Annotated in this window: 16 protein-coding genes and 1 tRNA gene; 13 read left to right on the top strand and 4 right to left on the bottom strand. The window is 57.9% G+C overall.

Annotated elements, in window-relative coordinates; genetic code table 11:
* Window positions 1-42 precede the first annotated feature (42 nt).
* The 3 genes from A3850_RS07215 to A3850_RS07205 all read right to left on the bottom strand — a co-directional run bounded on the left by A3850_RS07215 (window position 43) and on the right by A3850_RS07205 (window position 4,798).
* Window positions 43-420 (bottom strand): group III truncated hemoglobin, encoded by a 378-nt coding sequence (locus A3850_RS07215; protein ID WP_068215192.1) that lies wholly within the window; start codon window positions 418-420, stop codon window positions 43-45.
* A gap of 380 nt (window positions 421-800) precedes the next feature.
* Window positions 801-4,115 (bottom strand): hypothetical protein, encoded by a 3,315-nt coding sequence (locus A3850_RS07210; protein WP_068215191.1) that lies wholly within the window; start codon window positions 4,113-4,115, stop codon window positions 801-803.
* A gap of 17 nt (window positions 4,116-4,132) precedes the next feature.
* Window positions 4,133-4,798: a hypothetical protein gene (locus tag A3850_RS07205; RefSeq protein WP_068215190.1), complete on the bottom strand. Its 666-nt coding sequence runs from the start codon at window positions 4,796-4,798 to the stop codon at window positions 4,133-4,135.
* Window positions 4,799-4,938: 140 nt separating this feature from the next.
* Here A3850_RS07205 and A3850_RS07200 point away from each other — a divergent pair, with 140 nt between their 5' ends.
* From A3850_RS07200 to A3850_RS07155, 10 genes are all read left to right on the top strand, one after another.
* Window positions 4,939-5,895 carry an acetyl-CoA carboxylase carboxyltransferase subunit alpha gene (locus A3850_RS07200; protein ID WP_068215189.1) on the top strand — a complete coding sequence of 319 codons (957 nt, stop codon included), beginning with the start codon at window positions 4,939-4,941 and terminating at the stop codon, window positions 5,893-5,895.
* 1 nt (window position 5,896) lies between these two features.
* Window positions 5,897-6,448 (top strand): hypothetical protein, encoded by a 552-nt coding sequence (locus A3850_RS07195; RefSeq protein WP_068215188.1) that lies wholly within the window; start codon window positions 5,897-5,899, stop codon window positions 6,446-6,448.
* Entirely contained in the window at window positions 6,432-7,334 is a 903-nt protein-coding gene (dapA, locus tag A3850_RS07190; protein WP_068215187.1) for a 4-hydroxy-tetrahydrodipicolinate synthase, read from the top strand. Before A3850_RS07195 ends, dapA begins: the two co-directional genes overlap by 17 nt.
* A gap of 12 nt (window positions 7,335-7,346) precedes the next feature.
* On the top strand, window positions 7,347-9,878 hold the full coding sequence (locus A3850_RS07185) for an AsmA-like C-terminal region-containing protein (RefSeq protein ID WP_068215186.1): 2,532 nt from the start codon (window positions 7,347-7,349) through the stop codon (window positions 9,876-9,878).
* Window positions 9,879-9,974: 96 nt separating this feature from the next.
* Entirely contained in the window at window positions 9,975-10,835 is an 861-nt protein-coding gene (locus A3850_RS07180) for a DUF4349 domain-containing protein (protein WP_068215185.1), read from the top strand.
* A 194-nt stretch (window positions 10,836-11,029) separates the two neighbouring features.
* A tRNA-Cys gene (locus A3850_RS07175) sits at window positions 11,030-11,100 on the top strand.
* Window positions 11,101-11,375: 275 nt separating this feature from the next.
* A complete protein-coding gene (gene rpsA / locus A3850_RS07170) occupies window positions 11,376-13,433 on the top strand; it encodes a 30S ribosomal protein S1 (protein ID WP_068215184.1) in 2,058 nt (685 codons plus the stop codon).
* 1,117 nt (window positions 13,434-14,550) lie between these two features.
* Window positions 14,551-16,098 carry a CHAT domain-containing protein gene (locus tag A3850_RS20310; protein ID WP_068215183.1) on the top strand — a complete coding sequence of 516 codons (1,548 nt, stop codon included), beginning with the start codon at window positions 14,551-14,553 and terminating at the stop codon, window positions 16,096-16,098.
* Window positions 16,076-17,008: a GYDIA family GHMP kinase gene (locus A3850_RS07160; RefSeq protein WP_068215182.1), complete on the top strand. Its 933-nt coding sequence runs from the start codon at window positions 16,076-16,078 to the stop codon at window positions 17,006-17,008. The genes A3850_RS20310 and A3850_RS07160 overlap by 23 nt, the downstream gene beginning before the upstream one ends.
* A 78-nt stretch (window positions 17,009-17,086) precedes the next feature.
* Window positions 17,087-17,818: a ferredoxin--NADP reductase gene (locus tag A3850_RS07155; protein ID WP_068215181.1), complete on the top strand. Its 732-nt coding sequence runs from the start codon at window positions 17,087-17,089 to the stop codon at window positions 17,816-17,818.
* Window positions 17,819-18,066: 248 nt separating this feature from the next.
* Here A3850_RS07155 and A3850_RS07150 read toward each other — a convergent pair whose 3' ends face one another.
* Window positions 18,067-18,888 (bottom strand): hypothetical protein, encoded by an 822-nt coding sequence (locus tag A3850_RS07150; RefSeq protein ID WP_068215180.1) that lies wholly within the window; start codon window positions 18,886-18,888, stop codon window positions 18,067-18,069.
* A gap of 147 nt (window positions 18,889-19,035) precedes the next feature.
* Here A3850_RS07150 and A3850_RS07145 point away from each other — a divergent pair, with 147 nt between their 5' ends.
* The 3 genes from A3850_RS07145 (at window position 19,036) to A3850_RS07135 (ending at window position 24,848) form a co-directional block, all read left to right on the top strand.
* Complete coding sequence (locus tag A3850_RS07145; protein ID WP_068215179.1) at window positions 19,036-19,254, top strand: heavy-metal-associated domain-containing protein; 219 nt, start codon at window positions 19,036-19,038, stop codon at window positions 19,252-19,254.
* A 122-nt stretch (window positions 19,255-19,376) separates the two neighbouring features.
* Complete coding sequence (locus A3850_RS07140; protein ID WP_157500965.1) at window positions 19,377-20,660, top strand: ThuA domain-containing protein; 1,284 nt, start codon at window positions 19,377-19,379, stop codon at window positions 20,658-20,660.
* A gap of 222 nt (window positions 20,661-20,882) precedes the next feature.
* The gene (locus tag A3850_RS07135) at window positions 20,883-24,848 is read left to right on the top strand and encodes a carboxypeptidase regulatory-like domain-containing protein (RefSeq protein WP_068215177.1); all 3,966 of its coding nucleotides are present in this window, start codon (window positions 20,883-20,885) and stop codon (window positions 24,846-24,848) included.
* Window positions 24,849-25,006 lie beyond the last annotated feature (158 nt).

Genomic DNA, 25,006 nt, shown 5'->3' with positions numbered 1-25,006 from the left:
CAAGTGTGGTTGAAGTATGATCCTGCATACGATAACGCATCCTCACACCAGCCCCCCACCCCGCCGAGACAGCTTAGTGATCAACACCGACTGCATAATACTCACCCGCCCCACCATCTCCTCCGCCACGGGGCCAACGTAGCTAGCGTTCACCAAATGCGTAAAGAGCTGCCCCCACCGCAAGACGTGTTCCGTCCCAATCGGCAGCCGCATATGCTTCCACATGAACCCACCAGGGTAACTCGCTTCCTTAAGCAATACGGTACACCAAAAATTAGTGACCACCTCCAGATGATCACTCCAATCTCCCTCCCCAAGGGCACCAAAAAACACCGGACCGAGCAATTCATCCTCCCGCGCCTGCTGGTAAAAGGTTGCCACCAAAACCTCAATGTCCGACCGGTCTTTAATGTCCTTCATCCCGCAAAGGTAAATACCCCATCACCCGTTGCCCCGAAAGGGTAAACCTATTAGCCCGGTGTTCGCCGATAGGCGCGCTCCGGGTTTTCGTTATTCCCGAGTGTGCAGATTTCAACAAACATGTCGAATAATCAACGGAAAGCCCCAAAACCCCTTGCCCCGAAGGGGTAAACCTATTAGCCCGGTGTTCGCCGATAGGCGCGCTCCGAGTTTTCGTTAACCCCGGGTTTTCGTTATCTCCGGGTTTTCTTTATCTCCGGGTTTTCTTTATCCCCATGTCTCCGTTCTCCCACGTAATAGTTCCATCCATACAAATACCAACCAAGTAGTAACAAATCAAGGTATCACACCTCTACCCGACTACGCTACTACCCAACTAACTACTCCCCTCCCAACCGAAAAATCGGCACATCAACACTCCCCGTCACCATGAACCGGACGGACCGCGCCTCCCGCGTCTCCGAACTCCCCGCAGGGGTATACTTCCGCACGCTCGGCCCATCCTGCACCCCGATGCCCAGCGTGAAGGGGGATTTTGGGAAATTGTACATCAGGTGGAGCCCCGGAGCAATGACGTTACGCAGTGAAAATTCGGGCAAACGCTCCACGGCAGCTTTTTCCGCCCCACTATTTCGTTGCTCCAAGCGGAAGGCCGTGATCCCCCCCAAATCAAGAACGGATGCAAACAAGGTCGCCGACCGCTGCCCACCTAAATTCCGGCTGTAGCTGAGACCTACGGGGACGAACAGGGATACAACTGTCTGCGCATCCTCCAACGAAGTGTCCGTTTCGTCGGCCGGTAACACCAGGGTTTCGCTGGCTACCGATGCGCCGAAATAAGCCCCTAACTCCAGGCTGGAAGCCCGGTTGCGTTTGATCTGGGAACTCCCCGGTGGCAACGCAATATTATTTAATGCCGTTTCCACGTCGGTGGGGCTTTCGGCGGCCACCACGTCCGACATAAAGGTGCCGTACTTGAAGAAGTTTTCCTGGAAACGTTGGTAGGTGCGGGGACGGAAGTCGGACAGTTTTTTTCGCACTTGAGCGATATCTCGATCCAATCGTGCCAGCGCGCGGGGGTCCACCGCCGGCAAGGTATCGGTGTACGGAGTAGCGCTTGATAGGATAAGACCGGGGTCCGCCACTGCCGCTACCTCGGAAAGAGCGTTCCCGAGGTCGTCCGTTGGTTCTTCTACGTTGATGTCTCCCAGGAGTTCGGCGCGGTCCTGCACCAACTTGTCTAATTTGGTTTCCAGCAGCAGTTTCTTCTTACTACTGTCGGGGTAAACGTCCAGGATCTCGACCAGATTCAGGAGGTTATCAATCGCGTAGCGGTAGTTCCCATCCTGGCTGAGGTAGAACAACTCCCGCATCTCTCCACTGACGGCCGGCACGTCCGCGAAGGCCGGAAAGCGATCCGCCAGGGATAGGTTGGCGGGTACTTCCTCAGTCCCCACATGGTAGGCGGGATTACGGAAAATCGGGGCACTGACGACGGATTCCAGCGTCGTCGTAATGAATTCCACGGCCGCCCGCCGTTTTTGGTCGGCGCCAAATTGCGTTTTCTCCATCCCTTTAATACGGCTAGCCTGGTAGTCCGCCAGATAAAGGCTAAAGTCAAGTAAAAAGTCCACTGCCGCCGGGGTATTGAGGCGGCTATTCCTGGCGGCCTTCCGCATCCGTTCGTTAGCGATACCAGCGAATAACTGCCTGGCGTTCGCGTCCGTCTGAAAAATACTGGTCGCCTCCTTATCCAGGAACAGTTCATCACTGGAGCCAGCCAGGATGAAAAAGGATTGTTGGGCAATGCCGAAAATCGATTCGTAAGTTGTCAGGTTTTGGTAGGCATCGTAGAGTTCGCCGTCGGCCCGGGAGATATTGAAGGTGATCAGCGCTTCCCTCAAGTCGGAGTAAGCTTTGGCCGTTGCCCGGATGCTTTGTTCCAGTTCATCTAGTTCCAGCAGTCCTCGCTCTTCCCTTTCCAGTTGCCGCCGCCGGCTCAGGCTGCCGGGTCGGTTAGCGGTCTGCCAGCGTTCGAAGCGTTGTTCGACGGCTTCCAGGTGGGCGTAGGCTTCTAGTTCGTCCTCCGGGGTTACTTCGACCAGGCTCATCAACAGAGCCAGTGCCGGGTGAGGAATAACGTCCATCTCCGCCTCGATGCGGGCGGCCAGCGAATCCCGGTACAACTCGTGGGGATTGTTCAGGTAAGCCTTTCTCACCTGTTCGTCGGAGAAGGCTATCGTCACGTTAAACAGATCTACCCGGGCCTGATTGAGGGTGGTGTACTGCTCGCGGTACACGTCGAGCAGGTCTTCCCGTTCCAGGGTCTCCCGTACGGCCCGGAGGCCCGCGGCCCGTTTCTTCGCGGCGCTGAACACCTCGGCGTCGGGACCAAAGAATTCGTCGAATTTCGTCAGGCTGGGGTACGCCTGGTAGTAGTCGTAAGATTCCCGCCCGGCCAGCCAGGCCTGCACGACGCTGTTCGTGATGGCTTCGGGGTTGTCCGCCGTCGCGGCGCGGTCCAATGGCATGCGTTGGGTACTGAGGATGGTGGAAAGGCCGATGAGTTCGGAGACGTAGGCGGACGCTTCGGCGTCCGTCAGGTCCACTTCACTCATGACGTCGAGGTAAACGTTGATCTCGTCGTCCACCCGGTCGATGGATTCCACGAAACTGTTATTCAGTCCTTGCACCGCACCTGCGTAAGCGCCAAATGCGGAAACGAGCGCTTGATACTCCGGCGAATCTTGCTCCTCCTCGGCGAATTTCAGATCGATGGCGGAGCGTACGGTCGTTCGTGAACGGTTGATCTCCCCGTAGGTAAAGGCCAGGATATCCGGCAGCGGCACGTCACGAAGGTCGAGGTCCAGAATTCGGTAGACGAGGAAGATGTTGTACACCGCCGGGTCGCTGAAACCATCCAGATCGCGTGCCTCCAGGAACCGACCGAGGTTATAACTGATGGCGTGGAGATCCTGGGCAAAAGCGCGGCGGATACTCGGCAGAATGGCCTTGTAATTCAGCAGATCGAGCTCGGGCAAATACCCCGCCGTTTCGGGGAAGAGGTACTCCAGATCGTTCTTGCGCAGGTACTCCCGCAACCGCTCCAAAAAGGTGTAGGTCAGTTCCTGCTGCGCCCGCTTGGCGATGAAATCGGAGAGGCCCACCAGCGCGGTGCTCACCAGCGCGTCGGGTGAGGTAAGGTCACCCCGGCTGGCCGCAGAGCTACTCGCCGTGGCCAGGTTCAGGTCCTTCGTTTCTGGGGCCGTGACCGACTGGCGGATGCGTTCCAGATCCACCGTCCCGGCCGGGCCAAAGAGCTCTGTCCCCGTTTTGGCAACCAGGAAAAGGTTGCGGGGCTGAACGAAGAGAGAGTCGAGGTAGCGGCTAGGGTTGAGCACCCGCCGCGCTTCAATTTGGTGGGCGATCCCCGTGCGCAGCAGGAATTCCCGCATTGGTCGGTTGTCCCGCAGGTATTTGGTCAGCTCCGGCCCGTCGGCCAATTTTTCCACCAGCGCGCGGTCTGGCATCGCGGCGTAGTAGGCCAGCAAGCAGATCGTTTCGTCTACTGCGCTGTCGTTACCGGCTTCGATGTCGGGCACGAGTTCCAGGATGCGTGCGACGTCAACGGCAATATTTTGCGCGGCCAGCAACGTGGGGGCAAACAAGAATACAAGCAGGGTAATCAGGCGCATTGGGTCGTTTGTAAGGTCTAAGCTACGAAGGTCGCGGGCGCAAAAACCCGGTCGCGGGCAAATTCCGCGGCGGCGGACATGAGTTCCGGTAAGTCCGCTCCCGTAATGTCGATCAGTGCTGCCAGGAAGTCGGTTTCGAAGGCGACGTTATCCTCCACCGAGGCGGTGAGGTCGTTGCTTTCCAACCGCACCAGGTAGGCGGCCCGGGCCAGGGTGTAGGCGTTGCGCGCCGTCTTGTAAGCGGTGGCGTCGGGCCCGTCTCCGGCTCTCAATAGCCTTAATCTAGCGCGCGTCGCCGCCGTTTTGAAGCGGTGTAAATTCCTAATCATCCGTACGTTGCCGGGCACTATGCTCGTCATTTCGGGCGCTGCCGCGGGTGCCAGGTCCGGGACCGGGAAATGGCGATTGGCCCACCCCAACCAATCGGGAACCTCCGCCGTAACGGACGTACCCCCACCGCCGGGAAGTTGGGAAAGCGTAGCCAACTCCACCAGCACGGGCTCGGCTAATTCCGGAAAGGGGTCCGTACGCTGAATGCGGACGAGGGCTTCCACGAGGCGCAACGTGAACGCCTTCTCTTCCGCACTGATCCGTGAAAGTCGGGCAGCCCGTGCGGATTGGCGGTCAAAAACCTGACGGCAGGCTTCGTTAATACGGTCCTTTACTTCCCGTGGGTGCGGCATGGTGGCTAATGGATTCAGTGCGTCTGCCCAAGATCGGAGAATTTTCAGACATCGTTTACCTTGGAGCAAAAGAGGCCGTAATTGAAAAAGGACACCTCCCCCGCAAATACTATCTTTACGCCCCCTAAACAGATTACTGAATGGTCTTTCTTGAATTCGAACGCCCCCTCGAAAAACTCTACGATCAACTCGCCAAGGTGAAGGAAGTCGCGGAAGACGGCGTCGTGGACATGGATAAAACCATCGTTGAACTCGAAAACCGGATCAAACAGACCCGTAAGGACATCTACGCCAACCTCACCGGCTGGCAGCGCGTCCAGCTCAGCCGCCACCCGGAACGGCCCTATACCCTGCACTACATCGAAAGGATGTGCCGCAAATTCGTCGAACTGCACGGCGACCGCTACTACGGAGACGATAAGGCCGTCGTTGGTGGTATCGCCAACCTGGACGGGCAGACCGTCGTCATCATCGGCCACCAGAAGGGCGTCAACACCAAGATGCGGCAGTACCGCAATTTCGGGATGGCCAACCCCGAAGGCTACCGCAAAGCCCTCCGCCTGATGAAGATGGCCGAGCGCTTCAACTTCCCCGTCGTGACGCTGATCGACACCCCCGGCGCCTTCCCCGGCATCGAAGCGGAAGAACGCGGCCAGGCGGAAGCCATCGCCCGCAACCTCTTCGAAATGGCCCAACTCCGCGTCCCCGTCGTTTGCGCAGTGATTGGCGAAGGAGCTTCCGGTGGCGCCATCGGGATTGGCCTGGGTGACCACGTCATCATGCTGGAAAACACCTGGTACTCCGTCATTTCCCCCGAGTCTTGTTCCTCCATCCTCTGGCGGAGCTGGGATTACAAGGAACAGGCTGCCGAGGCCCTCAAACTTACCGCCGAGGACATGCTCGGTTTCGGCATCATCGACGAGATCATCAAGGAGCCCCAGGGCGGCGCCCACAACAACGTTGACGAGATGGCCAAGAGCCTGAAGAAGCAACTTAAAAAAGCCATCGCCACCCTTCAAGCGAAGGACATCGACACCCTCATCGAAGAGCGCATCGAGAAGTACGCCGCCATCGGCCGCGTAGAGAACGCCGGCTAGGGTGAGCTGGCTCAACGACCTGAAGGACCGCCTTTACGACCGACGGATGACCGCCGACGAACGGACCCCCAACCCCGCCAGTTCCGGTCCCAAATCCCTCAACCTGGGTAACGCCCGTAAGATCATCATCCTCTTCCCCGCCGCCGAGAAACAGGACCGACAGCAAGTGGAAAAGTGGAAGGCGACCGTCGGCAACCCCAAGCAGCAAATCACGCTGGTGGGCTTGCTTACCAGCCCCGGTGAGGTGGCGAACGACCACTTCACCATCATCCCCGCCACCGAAAGAAATTGGTACGACCTGCCCCAGGGCCCGATGACGGATCGGTATTTGGCCGAAGATTGTGACCTGTTGCTCCGCCTCGGCCCCGCGGAGGACCGGCATTTAGACTACCTTGCGGCCGCAAAGCAAGCCCGACTGAAAGTGGGCCCCTATCACCCCGAACGCTCCCCGATTTACCAACTACAATTCGATGGCCGCACCCACGTAAAACTGGCGGACCAACTCAAGGCCATCGAAGCGATCTTCAGCTTTACCAATGGAAAACCTACCTAAATTCAGCGGAACGGGCGTTGCCCTCATCACCCCATTTCAGAAGGACGGCTCCGTCGATTACCCCGCCCTCGGCCGGATCATCGATTACGTTATTAAAGGAGGGGTGGACTACATCGTCTGCCTCGGCACCACCGGCGAAGCCATTACCCTGAGCAGCGCCGAGTGCCGGGAGATACTGGATTTCACCATCAAGCACGTGGACGAGCGCGTACCCATCGTTGCCGGCTTCTTTGGGGGCAACTACACCGATAAGCTGGAAGGCATTCTGAAGACCTACAATTTTGACGGCTGCGCGGGCATCATGTCCAGCAGCCCGGCCTATTCCAAGCCGCCGCAGGAGGGTATTTACCAACACTTCATGCGGGTGGCCGACGCGAGCCCGCTGCCCCTCATCATTTACAACGTACCCGGACGAACCTCCTCAAACGTGCTACCGGAAACTGTCCTTCGGTTGTCAGAGGCCCACGAGCAATTTGCGGCCGTGAAGGAAGCCAGCGGCGTGCTGGCTCAGAGTGTCGAGATTCTCAAACACTGCCGGAACGATTTCGGAGTGCTCTCCGGTGACGACGTCCTGGCTACGGCCGTAATCGCGATGGGTGGCCACGGTGGCATCAGCGTCATCGCTAACGCCATGCCGGTACAGTTCAGCAAAATGATCAACGCCGCCCTGGCCGGTGATCTCAAGACGGCCCGCCAACTCAACTTCGATCTGCTCGACGTCCATCCCCTACTCTACGCGGAGGGCAATCCAGTCGGTATTAAAGCAGCGGTGAGTATGCTCGGGCTCTGTGGCAATCACTTGCGGGTACCCCTCGTTCCCCTGAGTGAGCCCCTGCGGGAAACGCTACGCAAGCGGATGAGTACCGTCCCGGGCTTCCAACTATAGCCTTCTCCCGCCATGCGTGCCCTTAAGATTTTTGCCGTCATCCTGCTGCTCCTGGTCCTTGTGCCGGTGCTCGTTCTGACGCTATTCGGTGGGCCGATTGCGCGCTCCGTAGTCGGCGCCGTCAACGAACGGATGCAGACGGAGATCCGAACGGAGACTTACGACGTCAGCTTTTGGTCCACCTTCCCCAACCTGTCCGTTGGCATGCGCAAGGTGCAGGTGGCGGGTTCCGACGGTAGCGAACTACTGGCCGCGGACCGGATCGACTTCCTGCTCGACCTTGGCTCCCTCTTCGGCAAGATTCGCGTAGAAGAAGTAGTCATTAGTGGCGGGCAACTGCAGGTCCTGATTGACGTGGATGGCAACTCCAATTATCAACTGGCGGGTTATACGGTGCAGGGCGCCTACACCGAGATCCCCGATACGCCGGAGGAACCCACCGAATTCGCGATCCGGGAAGCCATCTTTCAAGATATGGCCGTCCTGTACCGCGACGAACAACTCGGCATCGACCTGAAGGGCCACATCGACGGCATCACCTTTTCGGGAGACTTCGCCGCCGAACAGTACCTCCTGGCCACGGAGGGCAGCCTTTTTGTAGACTACCTGGACCAAGAGGGTGAACGCTACGTGTACCACCAACAGCTGGACTTCGGTGCCAAGACTACGGTGAATAACGCCGAGCAACGTTACACCCTGGCGCCCCTGCAGGTATCCGTCGGCAAATTGGACCTGAGCGTCGTCGGAGACCTTATATATACGACGGAGGGGATGCAGACCGACCTCCGCCTGGAAAGTGGTTCCGGAAGTTTGGCCGACGTCATTGCTTTGGTACCGCCCGCCTACGCCGGATCCCTGCGGGAATTGGAGACCCGGGGCGAATTAGCCCTGTCCGCAACGGTGACGGGCAACTGGTCACCGACGGCTTATCCCCGCATTGAGGGAAAACTCAACTTTACGGATGGCCGCGTCGGTAGCCCGCGCGTCAACCTGGGAGCGCGGGACCTTAACCTGCGGGCCACTTTTACCTATTTGGAAGGCCCGCGTGGTGGCGTCCAATCTTTCGCCATTGACGAGTTGACGGGGAAGTTCCGGTCCCAACCCTTCTCCCTCCAACTACTCGTGGAGGACGTGGACAATCCGCGCATCGACCTGCGGGCGGACGGTGCCTTTGCGTTGGAAACCCTGCCGGCCTTTCTGGGTGAGGCCGCGATCTCTGACGGAGACGGCTTCCTGCGGCTGGACGGCTTCGCCATCAGTGGACTTTACGATGACATGCTGCGTCCGCGGCGGATGGGGAACGTCCGCGCCGGCGGCCGGGTCACCTTTGAGGATGGGGAGCTGACGGTTAATGGTCGGGACTTGTCCTTCCCCTCCGGCTCCCTCGAACTACGGAACAACGAGATGGAGTTGACGGACCTGGCCTTTAGTGGCCCCGGTACCGAGCTCCGTTTTACGGGGCGGGCGACGAACCTTATCCCCGTCCTTTTTGCCGATTCCCTCAATTCCAATGACGCCCAGCTATTATTCGACGCCCGCCTAATTGGTGAGACGCTTGATCTGGACCGTTTACTGTCCCTGGCTGGCCCGTCCGAAACCGAAGAGACGGAGGCGGCTCAGCTGGGGACGACGGAGGACCTCGTTGCCCGTTCCACCGAACAGCGCACCCGCGTCAGCGCCCTCCTGAACGGAAAATTTGACGCCCGGATTGAGGAGTGGAATTACGAGGAAATCGAGGGTAAAGACTTCATCGGCCAACTTGTTTTCCAACCGGGAAAGATGAACGTAGCCGGCGTCACCGAAGCAATGGGCGGCAAACTGGAGCTGGACGGAGCGGCCGACCTGACCAAGAACGGCCAACTGACCGGCCGCATCGCCGGCACCGAAGTGGACGTGAAAGAGTTCTTCACCCAGGGCGAGAACTTTGCCCAGGACGTCCTGACCGCCGATAACCTGAGCGGCACGATGGACACCCGCATCTGGGTAGAAGCCGCCTTTGACGAAGCCGGTGAATTTGACTTCGATGCCTTGAAAGTAAAGGCCGGCCTCAGTATCCGCGACGGGGAGCTGGTAGATTTTGAGATGCTCGAGAATTTCGCCTTCGCTCTTAAGTCCGGTGACCTCGAACGCGTCCGCTTCACCAAACTCGAGAATTACTTCGAGATCGTGGACCAGACCCTCTACCTGCCGGCGATGTTCATCCAGTCCAGCGCCCTGAACATGGAGATCAGCGGCAGCCACAGCTTTGACCAACAGCTGGAGTACTACACCAAGGTGAACGCCGGCCAGGCCATCGCCAATAAGATCGCCCGCCACGACGAAGAACTGGAAGTGCTACCCCAACGCCGGGGCTGGTTCAACCTTTACTACACCATCAAAGGCCCGCTGGAGGACTTCAGGGTGGAGCGCGACAAGCGGGGTGTAAAACGCGCCTTCGAGCGGAGTCTTTACCGCCGCAACCGCGTCAAAACCTTCCTCAACGAACAGTTTGGCGACGCCGGGGATCCGCTGGTGGAATTTGAGCCGCTGGAGGGCGAAGAGTAGCGCGCGGGCGGAGATCAATTTGTTATCAAGTGTGTAATGGCGGCGTGCGGTGCATCCACTGGGTCACCACGTGCATCTGCACCCAAAATCCAACCCATGAGAATTCTACTTTTCGGCTTCCTCCTGCTCCTCATTTCCTGTGGCCAGACCAATAGCTACGAAGACCGCGCCACCATCGAGACCGCCAGCGACTACACCGGCAATGACCTGAAAATGGATCAGCAGCAAATGGCGGACGGTTCAGCGCCGCCGCCGCCTCCCCCACCACCCGGTGAAAATATTTCGGCACCGGTTACCAAAGTGATCAAAACCGGTAGCATGGCCTTCGGCGTCGAAGATCTGGGGGTGGCCAAACTGGGCGTAGATAGTCTGCTCGCCGTCAATGGCGCCTACTACGAAAAGGAAGAATACCGTACGGCCTACCGGAGCGTCGCCTACGCCCTGACCATCCGCGTGCCGGCGGCCAACTTCGAAACCCTCCTGGCGGCACTGGAAGCGGGCACCGGCACCCTGACGACCAAGAGCATCAGCGCGCGCGACGTCACGGAAGAATACGTTGACCTCAGCATCCGCCTCGACAATAAGCTCGCCTACCTCGAGCAATACCAAACCATCCTGAAACGGGCGCGGACGATCGAGGAAATCCTGGAAGTCCAGGAAAAGATCCGCCTCATCGAGGAGGAGATCGAAAGCAAGAAGGGCCGCCTCAAATTCCTCGATGACCGGGTGGGCCTCTCCACCCTCCAACTCACCCTTACGGAAGATACGGATGCCTACGTGGCGGAAGAGCCAGGCGTCTTTAGCCGGGCCGGCAAGGCGCTGCTGGGCGGTGCCACCAACTTCCTGGACGTACTGATTGGCCTGCTTTACCTGTGGCCCTTTCTGCTGATCTTGGTCGGCCTCTTCTTCTTCCGCCGGCCGATCCTGAACCTATTTCGCCGTTCAAAAAGTAGCTGATTGGACCAGGGCGCTGCCGCGGGTGCCCGGTAAGGACCGAGTAAATGGACCTTGCCGCCGACCCTAAACCGACGGAGAGCCCGAGGCCGCAACTAATTGCGGAGGATGCCCGTTTACTCGCCACTAACGGCGAATAAATATTCCCGCAAAAGTTTGGCCGTACGATCACCGCCAAGCTACTTTTGCAGCCCGTTGGTTGGGTGGCCGAGTGGCTAGGCTCAGGTCTGCAAAACCTGCTACGACGGTTCGAATCCGTTCCCAACCTCCTAATTAGCCCAGTTTCACCCCGTGAAGCTGGGCTTTTTCGTGCCTGGGAGGATAGCTTTTTGACGCATTGCGGAGAGCGTGGTGGGCCACCTTGATTAATAGTGGGATGCATTAGCCTGGCAAAAATTTTACCTCAATAAAGAAAAGGTGCGTAGCATTAAAATATGCCTTACCTTTGCGGGTCGAAATCACCCCCTCCGGGGGGCGTAATTAGGGGGACGGCGGGCCCCGAATCCGCCAAACAATAACCTTTTAAACCTTTCCGAAACCATGATGATGGATGACGAAAAAGACCCGAACATTGAAGAGGGCACCCCAGAAACGCCTCAGGCTGAGGCAACCGAAGCCGTAACCGAAGAAACTACCGCCGAGGAAACTTCCACCGACGAGACGCCCGTACTCGTACAGCAAGAAGCCGAACCTACCGCCAAGATCATCCGTAAGGACGCCACGAAAGTGAACGTGCTCATCACCGAAGAGGTGAAGGAAGAAGGCGTAGAGATTGACGAAGCGGACCAATCCGGCACCACCGGTGAAGGCCACGCTGACTTTAACTGGAACATGACCAACCGGTCTGCCGCCAGCCGCTACACCGATCAGGAACGCGCCGACCTCGAAAAGGCTTTCGATGCGTCCATGACGAACATCTCCGAAGCCGAGATCATGTCTGCCAAAGTAAGCAGCATCATCGACGGTGACGTGATCCTCGACCTGAACTACAAGTCCGACGGTCTCCTCCCCCTCAGTGAATTCCGCGACCAGCCCGAGCTGGCCGTTGGTGATACCGTAGAGGTATACGTTGAGCAGCAGGAAGACGAAAAGGGACAGCTCGTCCTGAGCCGCCGCAAGGCCAAGCTTCTCCGCGCCTGGGATCGTATCCGCGATTCTTACGCGAACGGTACCGTCATTACGGGCCGCGTAGTGAGCAAGACCAAGGGTGGTCTCATCGCCGACTGCGGCGGTTTGGAAACCTTCCTTCCCGGTTCACAGATTGACATCAAGCCCATCGTTGATTACGATGCGTACGTTGGCAAAACGATGGAATTCAAGGTCGTCAAGATCAACGAAACCATCAAGAACGCCGTCGTTTCCCATAAAGCCCTCATCGAGAGCGATCTGGCCGAGCAGCGCGAAGCGATCATCGCTTCCCTCGAGCGTGGACAGGTACTGGAAGGTATCGTCAAGAACATCACCGACTTCGGGGCATTCCTCGACCTGGGTGGCGTTGACGGACTTCTCTACATCACGGACATCAGCTGGGGCCGGATCAACCACCCAAGCGACGTCCTCGAGCTCAACCAGAAGGTCAACGTGGCCGTACTGGACTTCGACGAGAACAAGAAGCGTATTTCTCTGGGCCTCAAGCAGCTCCTCCCCCACCCCTGGGAAGTGCTCGACGAAGCCATTCAGGAAGGTTCTACCGTGGAGGGCAAGGTGGTCAACATCGAAGACTACGGTGCATTCCTCGAGATCATGCCGGGCGTAGAAGGCCTCGTACACGTATCCGAAGTGAGCTGGTCCAACCAGCCCATCAACGCGCGTGAGTACTTCACCGTTGGTGAGACCAAGTCCGCCAAAGTGGTGACCATCGACCGGGAAGACCGCAAGATGAGCCTCTCCATCAAGCAGCTGCAGAACGATCCGTGGGATGAGATTACTGCCAACTTTGGCATTGGTTCCGTACACACGGGTAAGGTGAAGAACCTGACGCCCTACGGTGTATTCGTGGAACTCGACGAAGGCATTGGTGGCATGATCCACATCAGCGACCTGAGCTGGACGAAGCGCTTCAGCCACCCCTCCGAATTCGTGAAGGTGGGTGATGAGATCCAAACGACCGTACTGGAAGTGGATGAGCAGAACCGCAAGATGTCCCTCGGCCACAAGCAACTCGAAGAGAACCCCTGGGATAGCTTCGAGGGTGTATTCCCCGAAGGTTCTTACCACGAAGCGACCGTCCTCCGCAAGGATGACCGTGGCGCCATCGTTCAGATGCCGTACGGCCTCGAAGCTTACGCTCCGATCAAGCTGATGCGCAAGGAAGATGGTACCATCGCTGAGGTGGACGAGACGCTGACCGTAAAGGTCATCGAGTTCGACCGCGACAGCAAGCGCCTCACCGTGAGCCACAGCCGCTACGTCAACGATATCCGCAAGGAAGCGAAGGACCAGGTGTACAAAGAGCAGAAGGAGGAGCGCGAAGAGACCCGCAAGGTGCTCAAGAAGACCTCCAGCAGCATCGAGCGTTCCACGCTGGGTGATCTCTCCGCCTTCGAGCAGCTCCGCGAGCAGCTCAGCGGCAACGACGATGACAAAGACGGTGACAAGTAATTCTCACCATTAGTTCCGACCTTAAGGCCACCGTTTCAGGATTGAAGCGGTGGCCTTTTTCATTCGTGGCATGCGGTACATCTATTTTCCACTCTTAATTTTTGCAGCCACGATCTGTAGCGGTCAGTGTCAGTCTCTTGCTTTCTATCCTGTTCCTGGGTACTATGAATCAGCTATACACGATTTAGACATAGCAAGTCTATGCTCTCCAACTGATCGGGCAATTTTTAAATTGACCAAAGCATTTCAAGTCAGCGATTCTGATCTCTTAGACAGCATTGCTTTTGATTTTAATCAAAAGCCTTCAACGGATAATACTTCTGACTTCGAAGTCATATATATTTATGCAAGCTTCAAAGAACTACTTGGCGATATGGAAGGCGCTAATTCTTATTATGATTACATAATTTCTAGCACCCCTAAAAACAGCCTCGTTCATAGACTCGCAAAAACTAGCTTCCAAGGCCTAAACCCTTCTGTAGCCCAATTGGAAGTCATTAAGAAAGATATTGACAGCTTATCAAATTCTAAGTCAATAACATCTGAAGAACTTGCCTGCTTAGTATTAATCTACAGTAACGTACTATTAGCTGACTCCAAAGTTCCTACTAGTAAGGAATTCATCCATATTAGTGAGAACATTTCAGATGACATTTTAAGGTACCTATTTCTATCTGAGCTCACATTCAGACTTGCAGAATTTAATGATCCACTTTTCGATGATTATTCCATACTTGCAAAACAGACTTATAGAGAAATTGCAGGGGAGCAATTGCAAATGGATCATTTTAGACTTTTAAGTCGGGTTAATCTATCTCAACGCAACTACAAGACCGCATTAAAACTAGCAGTGAAAGCTCTTGACAGACACTTCAATAAAACTGAGTCTGTCTCATTACTAAATCAGCTAATCACAGACCCCAATAGTGATCCTAAGAGTGATGGCGTCCTTTCAACTTACGCAGTAGCCAAACTCTTCCAAACCCGAGCCGGTGAAGGATTAAACGTAGTAGACACCGCCTACACTATTTTCAACGAGATTGCCATTCGAGATTTAAATAATCGGCTTTCCTCTTCAAATGGGATTGTTAAGCACCGGACATCTAATCGGGAAACGGTGTACCACAACAATATCGTGGTGGGGAAATACCTTTACGACAAAACGAAACGGATTGAATTTTTAGAGTCGTCCACTTCAATTTACGATGCCATCACTTCCGCGGGCTTGTACGGTTCGATCATTGAGAATAAGTATAAGGGCATTGATGAGAACTTCAGAACATACTTGCAAGAGAAAGCTGAGCTGGAAGAGGCAAGGAAACATTACAGCAAATCTGGAGAACTGGTAGGTTTAATCGAAACGAATTTTGCTTTGGATTCAATCAACCACACATTTCGGGCTGACAACCCGGATTACTTAGATGAACTCCGTAAGAATTATCAACTTTCATTTTCCAGACTGCAAACGTCAGCTTCAGCTGATTCGTCAGCCTACGTTTCATTTTACAAGGGGAAGAAAATCCTCTACCGCCTCTACCTAAGCCAAGACACCGTACTCTTAGATCGCCTCTCCCACCGGCGGGCTGAGGTGGACTCCTTGACGGAGGCGTGGAACCAAATGGATATCCAACGGCAAGGGCAGGAGGAATTGGGTAGCAACTTCCGCCGGCTTTACGAACTGCTGCTCGGCGACCTTCCCCAGCCCCTTCCCCCGTCCCTGCACATCGTGGCCAACGGTTCCCTGGAAAACCTCCCCTTCAACTTATTACGGATGGACACGCTGGGCGAACCGGGCCCACCCCGCTACCTGGGGATCGAACGCGCCATTAGCCGGCAGTTTTCCCTGCGGACGATGGAGTTGCTCAACGAACTACGGCCGGAACCCAACAAACGACAACCCTTAGCCTACGCTCCTATTTTCACGGGTGGGGCCGTAGATCAGGGAACGGCCAGCGGCGGGGCCGAGACCTACCTCTCCCCCCTCTCCGGCAGCGCACGGGAGATGGATGCTCTCCAACAACTATCCGGAGGCACCTTCCGGCGAGGGGATCGCGCCACCGTTAGCCACTATCTGGATAGATCACCCGACTACGGTATCCTCCACCTTGCCACCCACGCCGTCTCCAACGCGCAGGATGGATTGGAAAGCCGGATCTACCTCCTCAACGAAGATGGCCAACCACAAGCCATCACCGCCGCCGAGATCAGCCGCCAGGAATTGAATGCGGACCTGGTTACCCTCAGCGCCTGCGAAACCAGCCGGGGTGGGCAGAATACCGTCGAAGGCACCATCGGCCTGACGCGGGCTTTCCTCGCCGCCGGCGCCCGTACCGTAGTGGCCTCCAACTGGGCCGTGGACGACCGGGCTACCGCCGAAATGATGGCTTCCTTTTACGATTATACTGCCGACGGCTTGCCCGCCCACCTCGCGCTGCAACGCTCGCGAAAGGATTACCTGACCAATCACCCGGGCGCCCATCCCTCCCGTTGGGCAGCCTTCGAAGCTTTCGGGGGAATGCAGCCAGTGAACTGGGACCGAACCAAACCCTGGTACGCCAGTATTTCTCCGCTGGTTGGTGCATCCCTGGCCCTATTGATGGTCGCCTTGGCCGGACTCTTTTTCTACTTCCGAAAACCCTCCTATGCTGAAAGCCTCTCTAGATAAATCCTACCACGGTAAGCTTCTACTGACGGGGGAATACTTCGTCCTCGACGGGGTGCCGGCCCTGGCCGTCCCCACCAAACTGGGGCAACGCTTTACCACCTCCCTCACCCGGGGCATGGGCCTGTTCTGGATGGCGAAGGACCTCCGCGGCAAGCAGTGGTTCAAGACCAGCATCAACTGGGATGGATCGCTGGGGTATAACCACTCCCCCAACGCCTTCACGAAGCGCCTCTACGAAATCCTCCAGGCGGCGGACCGGCTTCGGCCCGGCGTACTCCAGGCGGCGACGAGTCATTACGCCGTCCACAGCCAACTGGAGTTCGAACGGCTCTGGGGATTGGGCACCAGCTCCACCCTCATCGCTTTCATGGCGCAGTGGCTGGGCGTCAACCCCTACGAATTACTGGAGGACACTTTCGGTGGTAGCGGCTACGACCTCGCCTGCGCCATCGCCGACGGGCCAATCCGGTACATCCGCAACGGTACTACGCCGGAGGTCACTCCCCTGGATTGGCGACCCGAATGGCTCCACCAAACCTACTTTGTCTACCGCAACCAAAAGCAAAACTCCCGCGAAGGCATTCGGGCCTATCGTCAAGCGGAAGTAACCTCACAACGCCGGGAGGAAGTCGCCCAGCTCACCGCTGCCCTGACGTCCGAAACCCCGCACCTGCGGGCAGCGCAAAATCTGCTAAAGGAGCACGAAAGCCTCGTCGGAGATACGCTCGGTCTGCCCCCCGTCCAGGAAGAATTGTTCGCGGATTTTCCCGGCCAGCTAAAATCTCTCGGCGCCTGGGGTGGCGACTTCATGTGGGCCCTCTCCGACCGCCCCGCCACCGAAGTCACCACCTACTTCAACGAACGGGGCCTCCGAACGGTTATCCCCTACGAAGAACTCATCCTACAGTAGCGCCAGACCCTAAAGGGGTCCCCCTTAACCCAGGGTCCCGAGGCCGAAGGCCGAAGACCCTGGGACAGCCTCCAGCCCATGCCAAAATGGAACCCCGCCACCATCACCCGTATCCAGCAGCGCTCCCCCACCGTCCGCTCCTTCTGGATCCGCCTGCCCCACCACGAGCGGCTAGACTATAAACCCGGCCAGTTCCTCACCCTCGAACTGCCCATCAGCGAACGCCGCCGGGACGGCTGGCGCAGCTACTCCATCGCCGCGGCGCCGGACGGGAGTAACGAAGCCGAACTCTGCATCGTCCACCTGCCCGGCGGGAAGGGAACGACCTGGCTATTCGAAGAAGCCGAAGTGGGCACTGAAGTGAAGAGTAAGGACCCCGGTGGCGTCTTCACCCTCCCCCCCGGCCCGCTGAAGAACGATATCGTGATGGTCTGCACCGGCACCGGCGTCGCCCCCTTCCGCGCGATGCTCCAGGAGCGGCTGGCCGCTGAGAACGTCAATTTCCACCTCATCTTCGGCTGCCGTACGGCGGCGGACATCCTCTACCGCGAAGAGTTCGAAGCCATGGCCGCCGAGCACGACAATTTCACCTACTCCGTAGCCGCCAGCCGCGAAGACGTAGCCGCCACGAAGACAATGGCCACCTCCCGGGGGTACGTCCATGAGGTCTACAAAACCCTCTACCCGAAACCGGCTAACCAGCTAAAATTCTACCTCTGCGGCTGGAACGTCATGGTAGACGAAGCCGTAGCCACCCTCAAAGAAATGGGCTACGAAGCCAACCAGGTAGTGGCGGAATTATACGGCTGATCTAACTCCTTGCCCCGAAGGGGTAAACCTAGTAGCCCGGGGTTAACCGAAGGTTTCGCCCCGGCTGCTGAAGACGCGATGCCCCGAAGGGGTAAACTTGGTAGCCTGGGGTTAACCGAAGGTGTCGCCCCGGCTGCTGGTCAGACCCGGCCGCTTGGAGAATCCCCAATAGTCGCTACGCTCGGATTGGGGACCGCTCCAAGAACCTATTCCCAGGGAATTCATGACTGCAGACTGCAGACTATAGACTATAGACTAAACACCTCCTCCCGCTTAATCTTCAAACTCCTTTCCGCGTGTCCCTTCAGCAAATTATCCCACAAGTAAGCCAGCGCACCCGCCTGCTTGCCCGCCGTGGTTTCCACCTTGTAGAGCGGGAAAATACGGTTGTGGGAATACACGATAAAGACGGCGGCCAGGATGTTCCCGTCGGCATCAGCAACGGCTTGGGTATTGCCCCAGGAGCGGTGTAGGACCTGGTACATGATCCGTAGCATGGCGTGGTAGGTCCATTCGTTGTCAGCGGATTTGCCGTTCACCTTTAACCAGAGGTCCGCGAAGGTTTCTGGTTTGAAGCTGCCGGTTGGGCGTAGGCCGGCGTCTTCTGCGCGCAGCAGGCCTTCGCGGTAGGTGGGCGAAAAGTCACCGATGATGTCCTCGTAGGGTTGGTCCAGCAGCAGTACCGTTCCGGTGGCGGTTTTGACTTCGAAGCGGCCCTGATCGGCGGGGACGGAGGCGGGTTCTACCGTCAGCCCGCCGCCGCGGTATTCGGCGGGGATGGCGTCCCAAAAGGCCTGAATCCGTTTTTGGCTCATGGCCCGGACGGTGTAAACGGCCAGTTCCGGCACCAGGCGGGGTTGCTCCAGGTAGATACGCCCGAACCAATTTTTACGGCGGGGCAGCGGCATTACGGAAACCCAGTCGTCGCCCTCCACCAGCACGTCCCACTCGCGCGCCGTCGCGTTCAGGAACCAATCGTAGCCGTAGATGCTACCGTTCGTCGCGAAATGGACGCACGAATTATACAGTTGTTTGTTGAGGTCTTCCTGGCGGACGAGGCGGATATTCATGGCATCAAAAGCCCGGCGGCGGCGCTTTTGTTGGGCGAAACGGCCACTATCTGAATGCTAATTAGTGGTTAAGGTCACTCCACCGCGCCCCGCCGCTTTAACTCTTTTCAAGTCGGTGGCGTTTACCGCTCAGCAAGCAAAACCAACATGGCTAAGAAGATCCAGCACTTTACCACCAACATCAACTGCAGCTCCTGCGTCCGCACCGTCACCTCCTTTTTGGACGAGGTCGCCGGCGTCACCATCTGGAGGGTAGATGTGGAGGATCCACGTAAGGTCCTCAGCGTGGAGGGCAGTGCGGAGGAGGCCGCGATCATGGCCAACGTCCGCGAAGCCGGGTTTGATATTGAGCCATTGGCGGCCTAAGCAGCTTGCGCGACAAGTTGGGCGCTGCCGCGGGTGCGAGGGAAGTTGGTTCTTCAAAGACCTACCTTTGGCCTACGGACCGAACCTACCGGCCACTGGACGACCCTGCCAAGACTTTTGAAATGCGTTTCTTTTATAACCTACTCCTTTGCTGCCTGACAGTGAACGGCTCTCTGGGCGCCCAGACCCAGGTCCTCCATTACGACGAGACGACCGGCTTCGACCACGGGACGCGCACTCAGAGTTTAGCTTTCTTCGAAGATTTAGGAACGAGCCTTGGCTTTACGGTCGTCCGCGACGGTGACGGGAGTGCTTTCACCCAGGCCAACCTCGAAAATTTTGACCTCGTCGTCTTCAGCAACACCAGTGGCAACTCAGGCTTGAGCCACGACCAGCGGGACGCCCTCGAATGGTTCGTCGACGTGAAGGGCGGCAGCCTGCTCGGCATCCACGCCGCTTCGGATACCTACCGCCACAGCACGGCCAACGGCAGCCGAACGGGCACCTGGGATTGGTACGCCGAGACGCTGGGCGGCAGCGTCCAGCAAAGCCCCAACCACACCCGGAATAACTTCCCCGGCACGATCGTCGAAACGGAGATGCACCCCAGCACCGCCAACCTCACCTTCCCCTGGGAAAAATTGGAGGAATACTACTACTGGGAGAACGGCTACCTCAATTCCGCTGTCATCGGCATCGTCCTGGAAGTCACCAGCACCGGGAGTGAATCCTACGACGCCCAGCGCCCCGTAGCCTGGACGCGCGAGCTCGACAGTGGTGCGAAGGTGTTCTACACCTCCCTCGGTCACCGGGCGGATAACTTCACCGGTGCCTTCCCCCAGTTCGAGCAACTCCTGGAAGACGCCGTGGCCTGGACGCTCCGGGCTGCCCTACCCGTTACGCTCGTTGACTTCAGGGCGCGGGCAAACGGCAAATTAGTGGAACTCCACTGGGAAACAGCCAGTGAAACTGGTTCGAAAGATTTCATCGTCGAACGGAGCCGGAATGGCGTAACCTTTGTGACCGTAGGTAGCACCCCGGCCCTTGGGGATAGCCAGGAGCGCCAGGCGTACTCTTTTGTTGATCCGGCCCCCATCCCCGGGGTGGTGTACTACCGTTTGCGCCAGCGCGACCTGAATGGTAAAGAGACACTTTCCACTCCGGTGGCGGTGAACCTGAAGGATGCCACCGAGCTGTCCGTCTCGCCCAACCCAGGTACCCAGCGTTTGCAGCTTCGTTCACCCGTTGGTGGCGTGGCGACCATTTACGATAGTGCTGGCCGGGTCATGGCTACCGCCACCCTACTTGCTGATCAAATTCAGCACTTGAATACGGACACTTGGCCGGCTGGCACCTATTTAATTCAGCTGGAGGATGGCCAGCATTACCGTTGGGTGCGGCGGTAGACTCGTTATTAAATGACGATCCGGTCAAAAGCGAGAGCGGAGCCCTATGATTCCATTTCATCCCCCCTAAAAGAGGGTGCAGAAATGACGCGCGGGCAAGATCACGGACAAACTGTTACCTTTAACCAGGCTTATCTTTCCTAACAGCCTCAGCTAGTGCGATTTGCCGTGCTGGTTTTTCCGTTTTTAGTGTCTTTCCGTAATCTCCGAATCAGCGCTTAAATGTTCACCCCACCGTCCCGTTGGTTGGTGCTACTCCTCGTCTTGGGTAGCGGCGTGCTTGGCGCACAGACTTACGCGGTGGACCTCTCCCTCGTCCCCAGACCAGTCATTTTGCTAAATGACGATTGCCAAGCGGAGGTGGACTTGGCGGAACTGGTATTCGGTAATTACGATTCGGACGGAGACGGCGAGGTCGCTTCCTCAGCTCAATTTACCATCACCATCAACGACGGCAACCCGGCTAACGGGGCGACCGTGGATGGATGTGGCGTGTTCCCCTTTGCGATTACGGCGGACGCTTCCGTTACGGGTTTCACCCCACTTAGCGGCACGCTGCAAACGGCTAATCGGTACGGATTGGACGACGTCGATACCACCCAGGTCATCCGTGAAATCGTGCTGGACTGTGGCCAACTCTCTGACTTCGCCCTCGGGCCGAACGGTATCCCCCTTCCCACCACGGCGGATTTCCCGACTGTCGTGGGGGACGATGGTTCGCTCATCACCCTTACGCCGGGGGGCGATGAGGTTTGCGGCCTTTCCCTGGAGTACGAAGATTCGCCGGCGGTGGTGACCTGCGCGGAGGGGTTTACGGTCGTCCGGACTTTCACCCTCAGGGATGGGTGTTCTTTGGCGGACGTCCGGACGTACACCCAGGTATTCCAGGTTAGTGACGTTGCCCCGCCCCTTTTCACCGCACCCGCGGCAGCGCCCAACGGAGAAACGATCGTCGTCAACAGCACGAATAATTGCGGTGCCCGCTTCGCGCTGGACCAACCCGGAATGGCACTAGCCGACAATTGTGGCGCGGATCTACGGCTAACGGCCACGATCTACCCCGCCGGCGCGACGACCGATGCCCTGCAGACGAACTTGCCAGTGGACCTGAATAACCTGGCCTCCGAATTCACCCGATTGCTGCCGCCCGACGATTACGTCGTGCGTTACGTGTACGCCGACGCTTGCGCGAATACGGATAGCAGCGACGTGCGGATCAGCGTAGTGGACCGAGTTGCGCCCTCCGCGATCTGTGAAGATGCGGTGCGCGTGAGCCTGACTTTTGGTGCCGGCGCCCCGAACGGAACGGCGACGATCACGCCCGCCACCATCGACCGGGCCAGTACGGACAACTGCCCGGACGGCCTCGAACTGGCCATCGCCCGCGTGCGGATTGGCGGGAACGGCACCCTGATCCCACCACCAGGCGAGACCTACCGGCGGGCGATCGAACTGACCTGCGAAGAACTGGGGACAAACACCATCGGCCTACGCGCGCTGGACGCGAGCGGCAACCTGAATTACTGCGCGGCGGAGGTGGAAATTCGCAGCCTCTTACCGCTAATCTGCGCGCCGCCGGCCGACGTAATTATTAATTGTACAGCCTACAACGAATTGAATTTGGGGGATGCACCCACCGCCGCAGCCCTGGACGCAGCCTTCGGAATAGCTGCGGGAAGCGGAGGTTGCGACCTCGCCGTAGCCCAAACTTTCAGGGGGAGCCTGGACAACTGCGGGGCGGGCGTGCTGGAACGCAACTTTACCGTGACCGACGCCGACGGCCGCACAAATAATGGAATTTGCCGGCAAACGATCACCGTGACGGGGGCTCCGGAATACTCCCTCACCTTCCCCGGTGACCGGGCGGGCGACTGCGCCGACGCCCCCGAAATTGATGCCGTGGACGTGTCCGAAGGCACCTGCGATATGATCGTGAGCACCGCCACGACGGAGCGGACGGCGACCAACGGGGAAGCCTGCTACAACCTCGTCGTAACCCACCGGGCGCTCAACCTCTGTGAATTCGACCCGGCGGCGGAACCCATAACTGTACCCCGCGATTTTGACGGCGACGGTGATCTTGATCAGGACGTAACCCTCCACCTGTTTGGGGACGGCATCAACGATACGGCCGACGTAGTACGACTGGACCAGGACCGCATCCGCGACAACGGTGGTTTTACGCCGCTGCTGATCCGGGATTACGGGGTGGCGGCGGGCCGGGGTGGCTTCGTTTACCAGCAGATGATCCGCGTTTTCGACAGTACGCCGCCAACGGTTACCGCAAACGAACCCGCCGCTTGCTTCGCGTTGACGGGATCGACCTGTACCGCCACGGCCCAGCTGGGATATACCCTGACTGACGACTGCAGCCCCGCCGAAGAACTTACCCAACGGGTGGCCCTTGACCTGGATTTCGACGGCACTTTTACCCGCACGCGCTTCTTAGTGGACAGTGAGATCACCGCTCTGGGGAACGGCCGTTATACGGTTACCCTCGCAGGTTTGCCGGCGGGTGATCACGCCCTGCGAGTAACGGCGGTGGATGCCTGTGGCAACCCCGGCGCGCAAATCATCCCCTTCTGCGTAGCCGAAGTTGGCGATGCGGCGCCCATTTGTTTTAGCGAGTTTCCGGTCCTGCTGCGTACGGAAGACGACGGCCGCGCGGCGGTGTTCGCGGACGACCTTATCCCACCAAACGCCGATGATTGCGGTCCGCCGGTCAACTACTCCATCTACACGGAGTCTGAAGTTGATCAGCCCGGCTTTTCCGCCACGCCGGGCCGCGAAGGTCTGTTGTTGAACTGCGAGGACGAGTCGCGCGTACCCATCCGCGTTTACGCCTTCAGCCCGACCGCCGGAGGTGCATTTTGTGAGGCCACCGTACTACTTGCGCGGGAGGACGGCGCCTGCACGGGGGCGGAGGAGGGTTCCATTGCGGGTACCGTAACGACCGAGCGGGGGCAATTGATGGAGGGAGTGACCATCGACTTGTCGGGAAGCACCACGCCCCAAACCGCCGCTACGGATGCTACGGGCCGCTTTGCGTTCACGGACTTGCCGCTGGGCGAGGACTTTACGTTGGTGGCGTCGTTGGATGATTATTCTCGTCATCGCCGGGGCGTCACGACGGCGGATATTGTCGTCATCACCCAGCACATTCTCGGCCTGGCGGAGTTGCGCAACCCCTACCGCCTGCTGGCCGCCGATCCGACGCGCGACGACCGGATCACGGTGGGCGACATCATTGCCATCCGCCGCCTCATCCTGGGCCTGGACGCGGCCTACCGCAACAGCGATGCCTACCGTTTCGTGCCGGCGGATTTCATTTTCCCGGTCAATACCAACCCCTGGGCTACGGCTTTTCCCGAGGTCATCAGCATCAAAAACCTGGCGGGCCAGCGTTTAGAAGCCAATTTTACGGGCATCATGGTGGGCGACGTTAATGCGTCTGGATTTAGCAATTTGGGCGCTGGTCCCGACACAATGCGGGACCAGTTGGGCGCTGGCGCGGGTGCGGAGAAAAGGGATGGGGCCGCGCTGTTGGCGGAGGTGTTTCCCGGTCAGTCATCGGGTACCGTCCTGGTTAATATTTACCCCGGAGAATTGACGGGGAGCCAGGGCTTGCAGGGGACGGTGGCTTTGCAGTTGGGCATCCGTGTACTGGAGGTCTTACCTGGAGCAATTCAACTAGAGGAGATGCGTACCGACCGGCTGGAGGATGGCTTATTCGCCTTTGCCCACCACGACGTGGAGGGTTTGGCCGCGGATGTGGTGTTATTTCAACTATTGCTGGAAACTTCTGTCGCCGCTTCCCTCCTCTCCCCCTTGGAGTTGACGGATAGTTTGGCCGTGCGGGAAGCCTTTCGGGATGGATCTTATTTAGTGCCTCAGTTGAAGGTGACTGGCTCCGCCGTTACTCCAGAGTTGGAGTTTGGTTTAGTGGAGGCTTATCCGAACCCGGCGGGGCCCGTGCTTACGCTCCGCTTTTCGGCTTCGGAGGCGGCTCTAGCTGATCTGCAGGTTTTTGATTTGGCGGGGCGGTTGGTTTTTGCGCGGGAGTTGCAGGTTACGCGGGGTGTTAATGAAGTGGCGTTGTTGCGTACTGATGTTGGTGGGGCTGGGGTTTATGTTTATCGGTTGGGTGTTGGGGACGGTGTTTTTGTTGGGCGGGTTGTTTTTTGGTAGGTGTCCGGGTGTTCCGGGTGTCCGGTAGTCTGACCTTTAGGTCAGGCTTTCCTTTACGGCTTTCGGCTTCTAGATCTTTGTAGACTAGTGGTATTTCACTTCGCACATAGCATTTCTTTTGTAGCAAAAAGAAACAAAAGCTTTGTCCTGTAACCGTG

The sequence above is a fragment of the Lewinella sp. 4G2 genome, from assembly GCF_001625015.1.
Taxonomy (GTDB): domain Bacteria; phylum Bacteroidota; class Bacteroidia; order Chitinophagales; family Saprospiraceae; genus Neolewinella.
The sequence above is the reverse complement of the archived record's forward strand: the minus strand, read 5'-3'. Positions and strand labels throughout refer to the sequence as shown.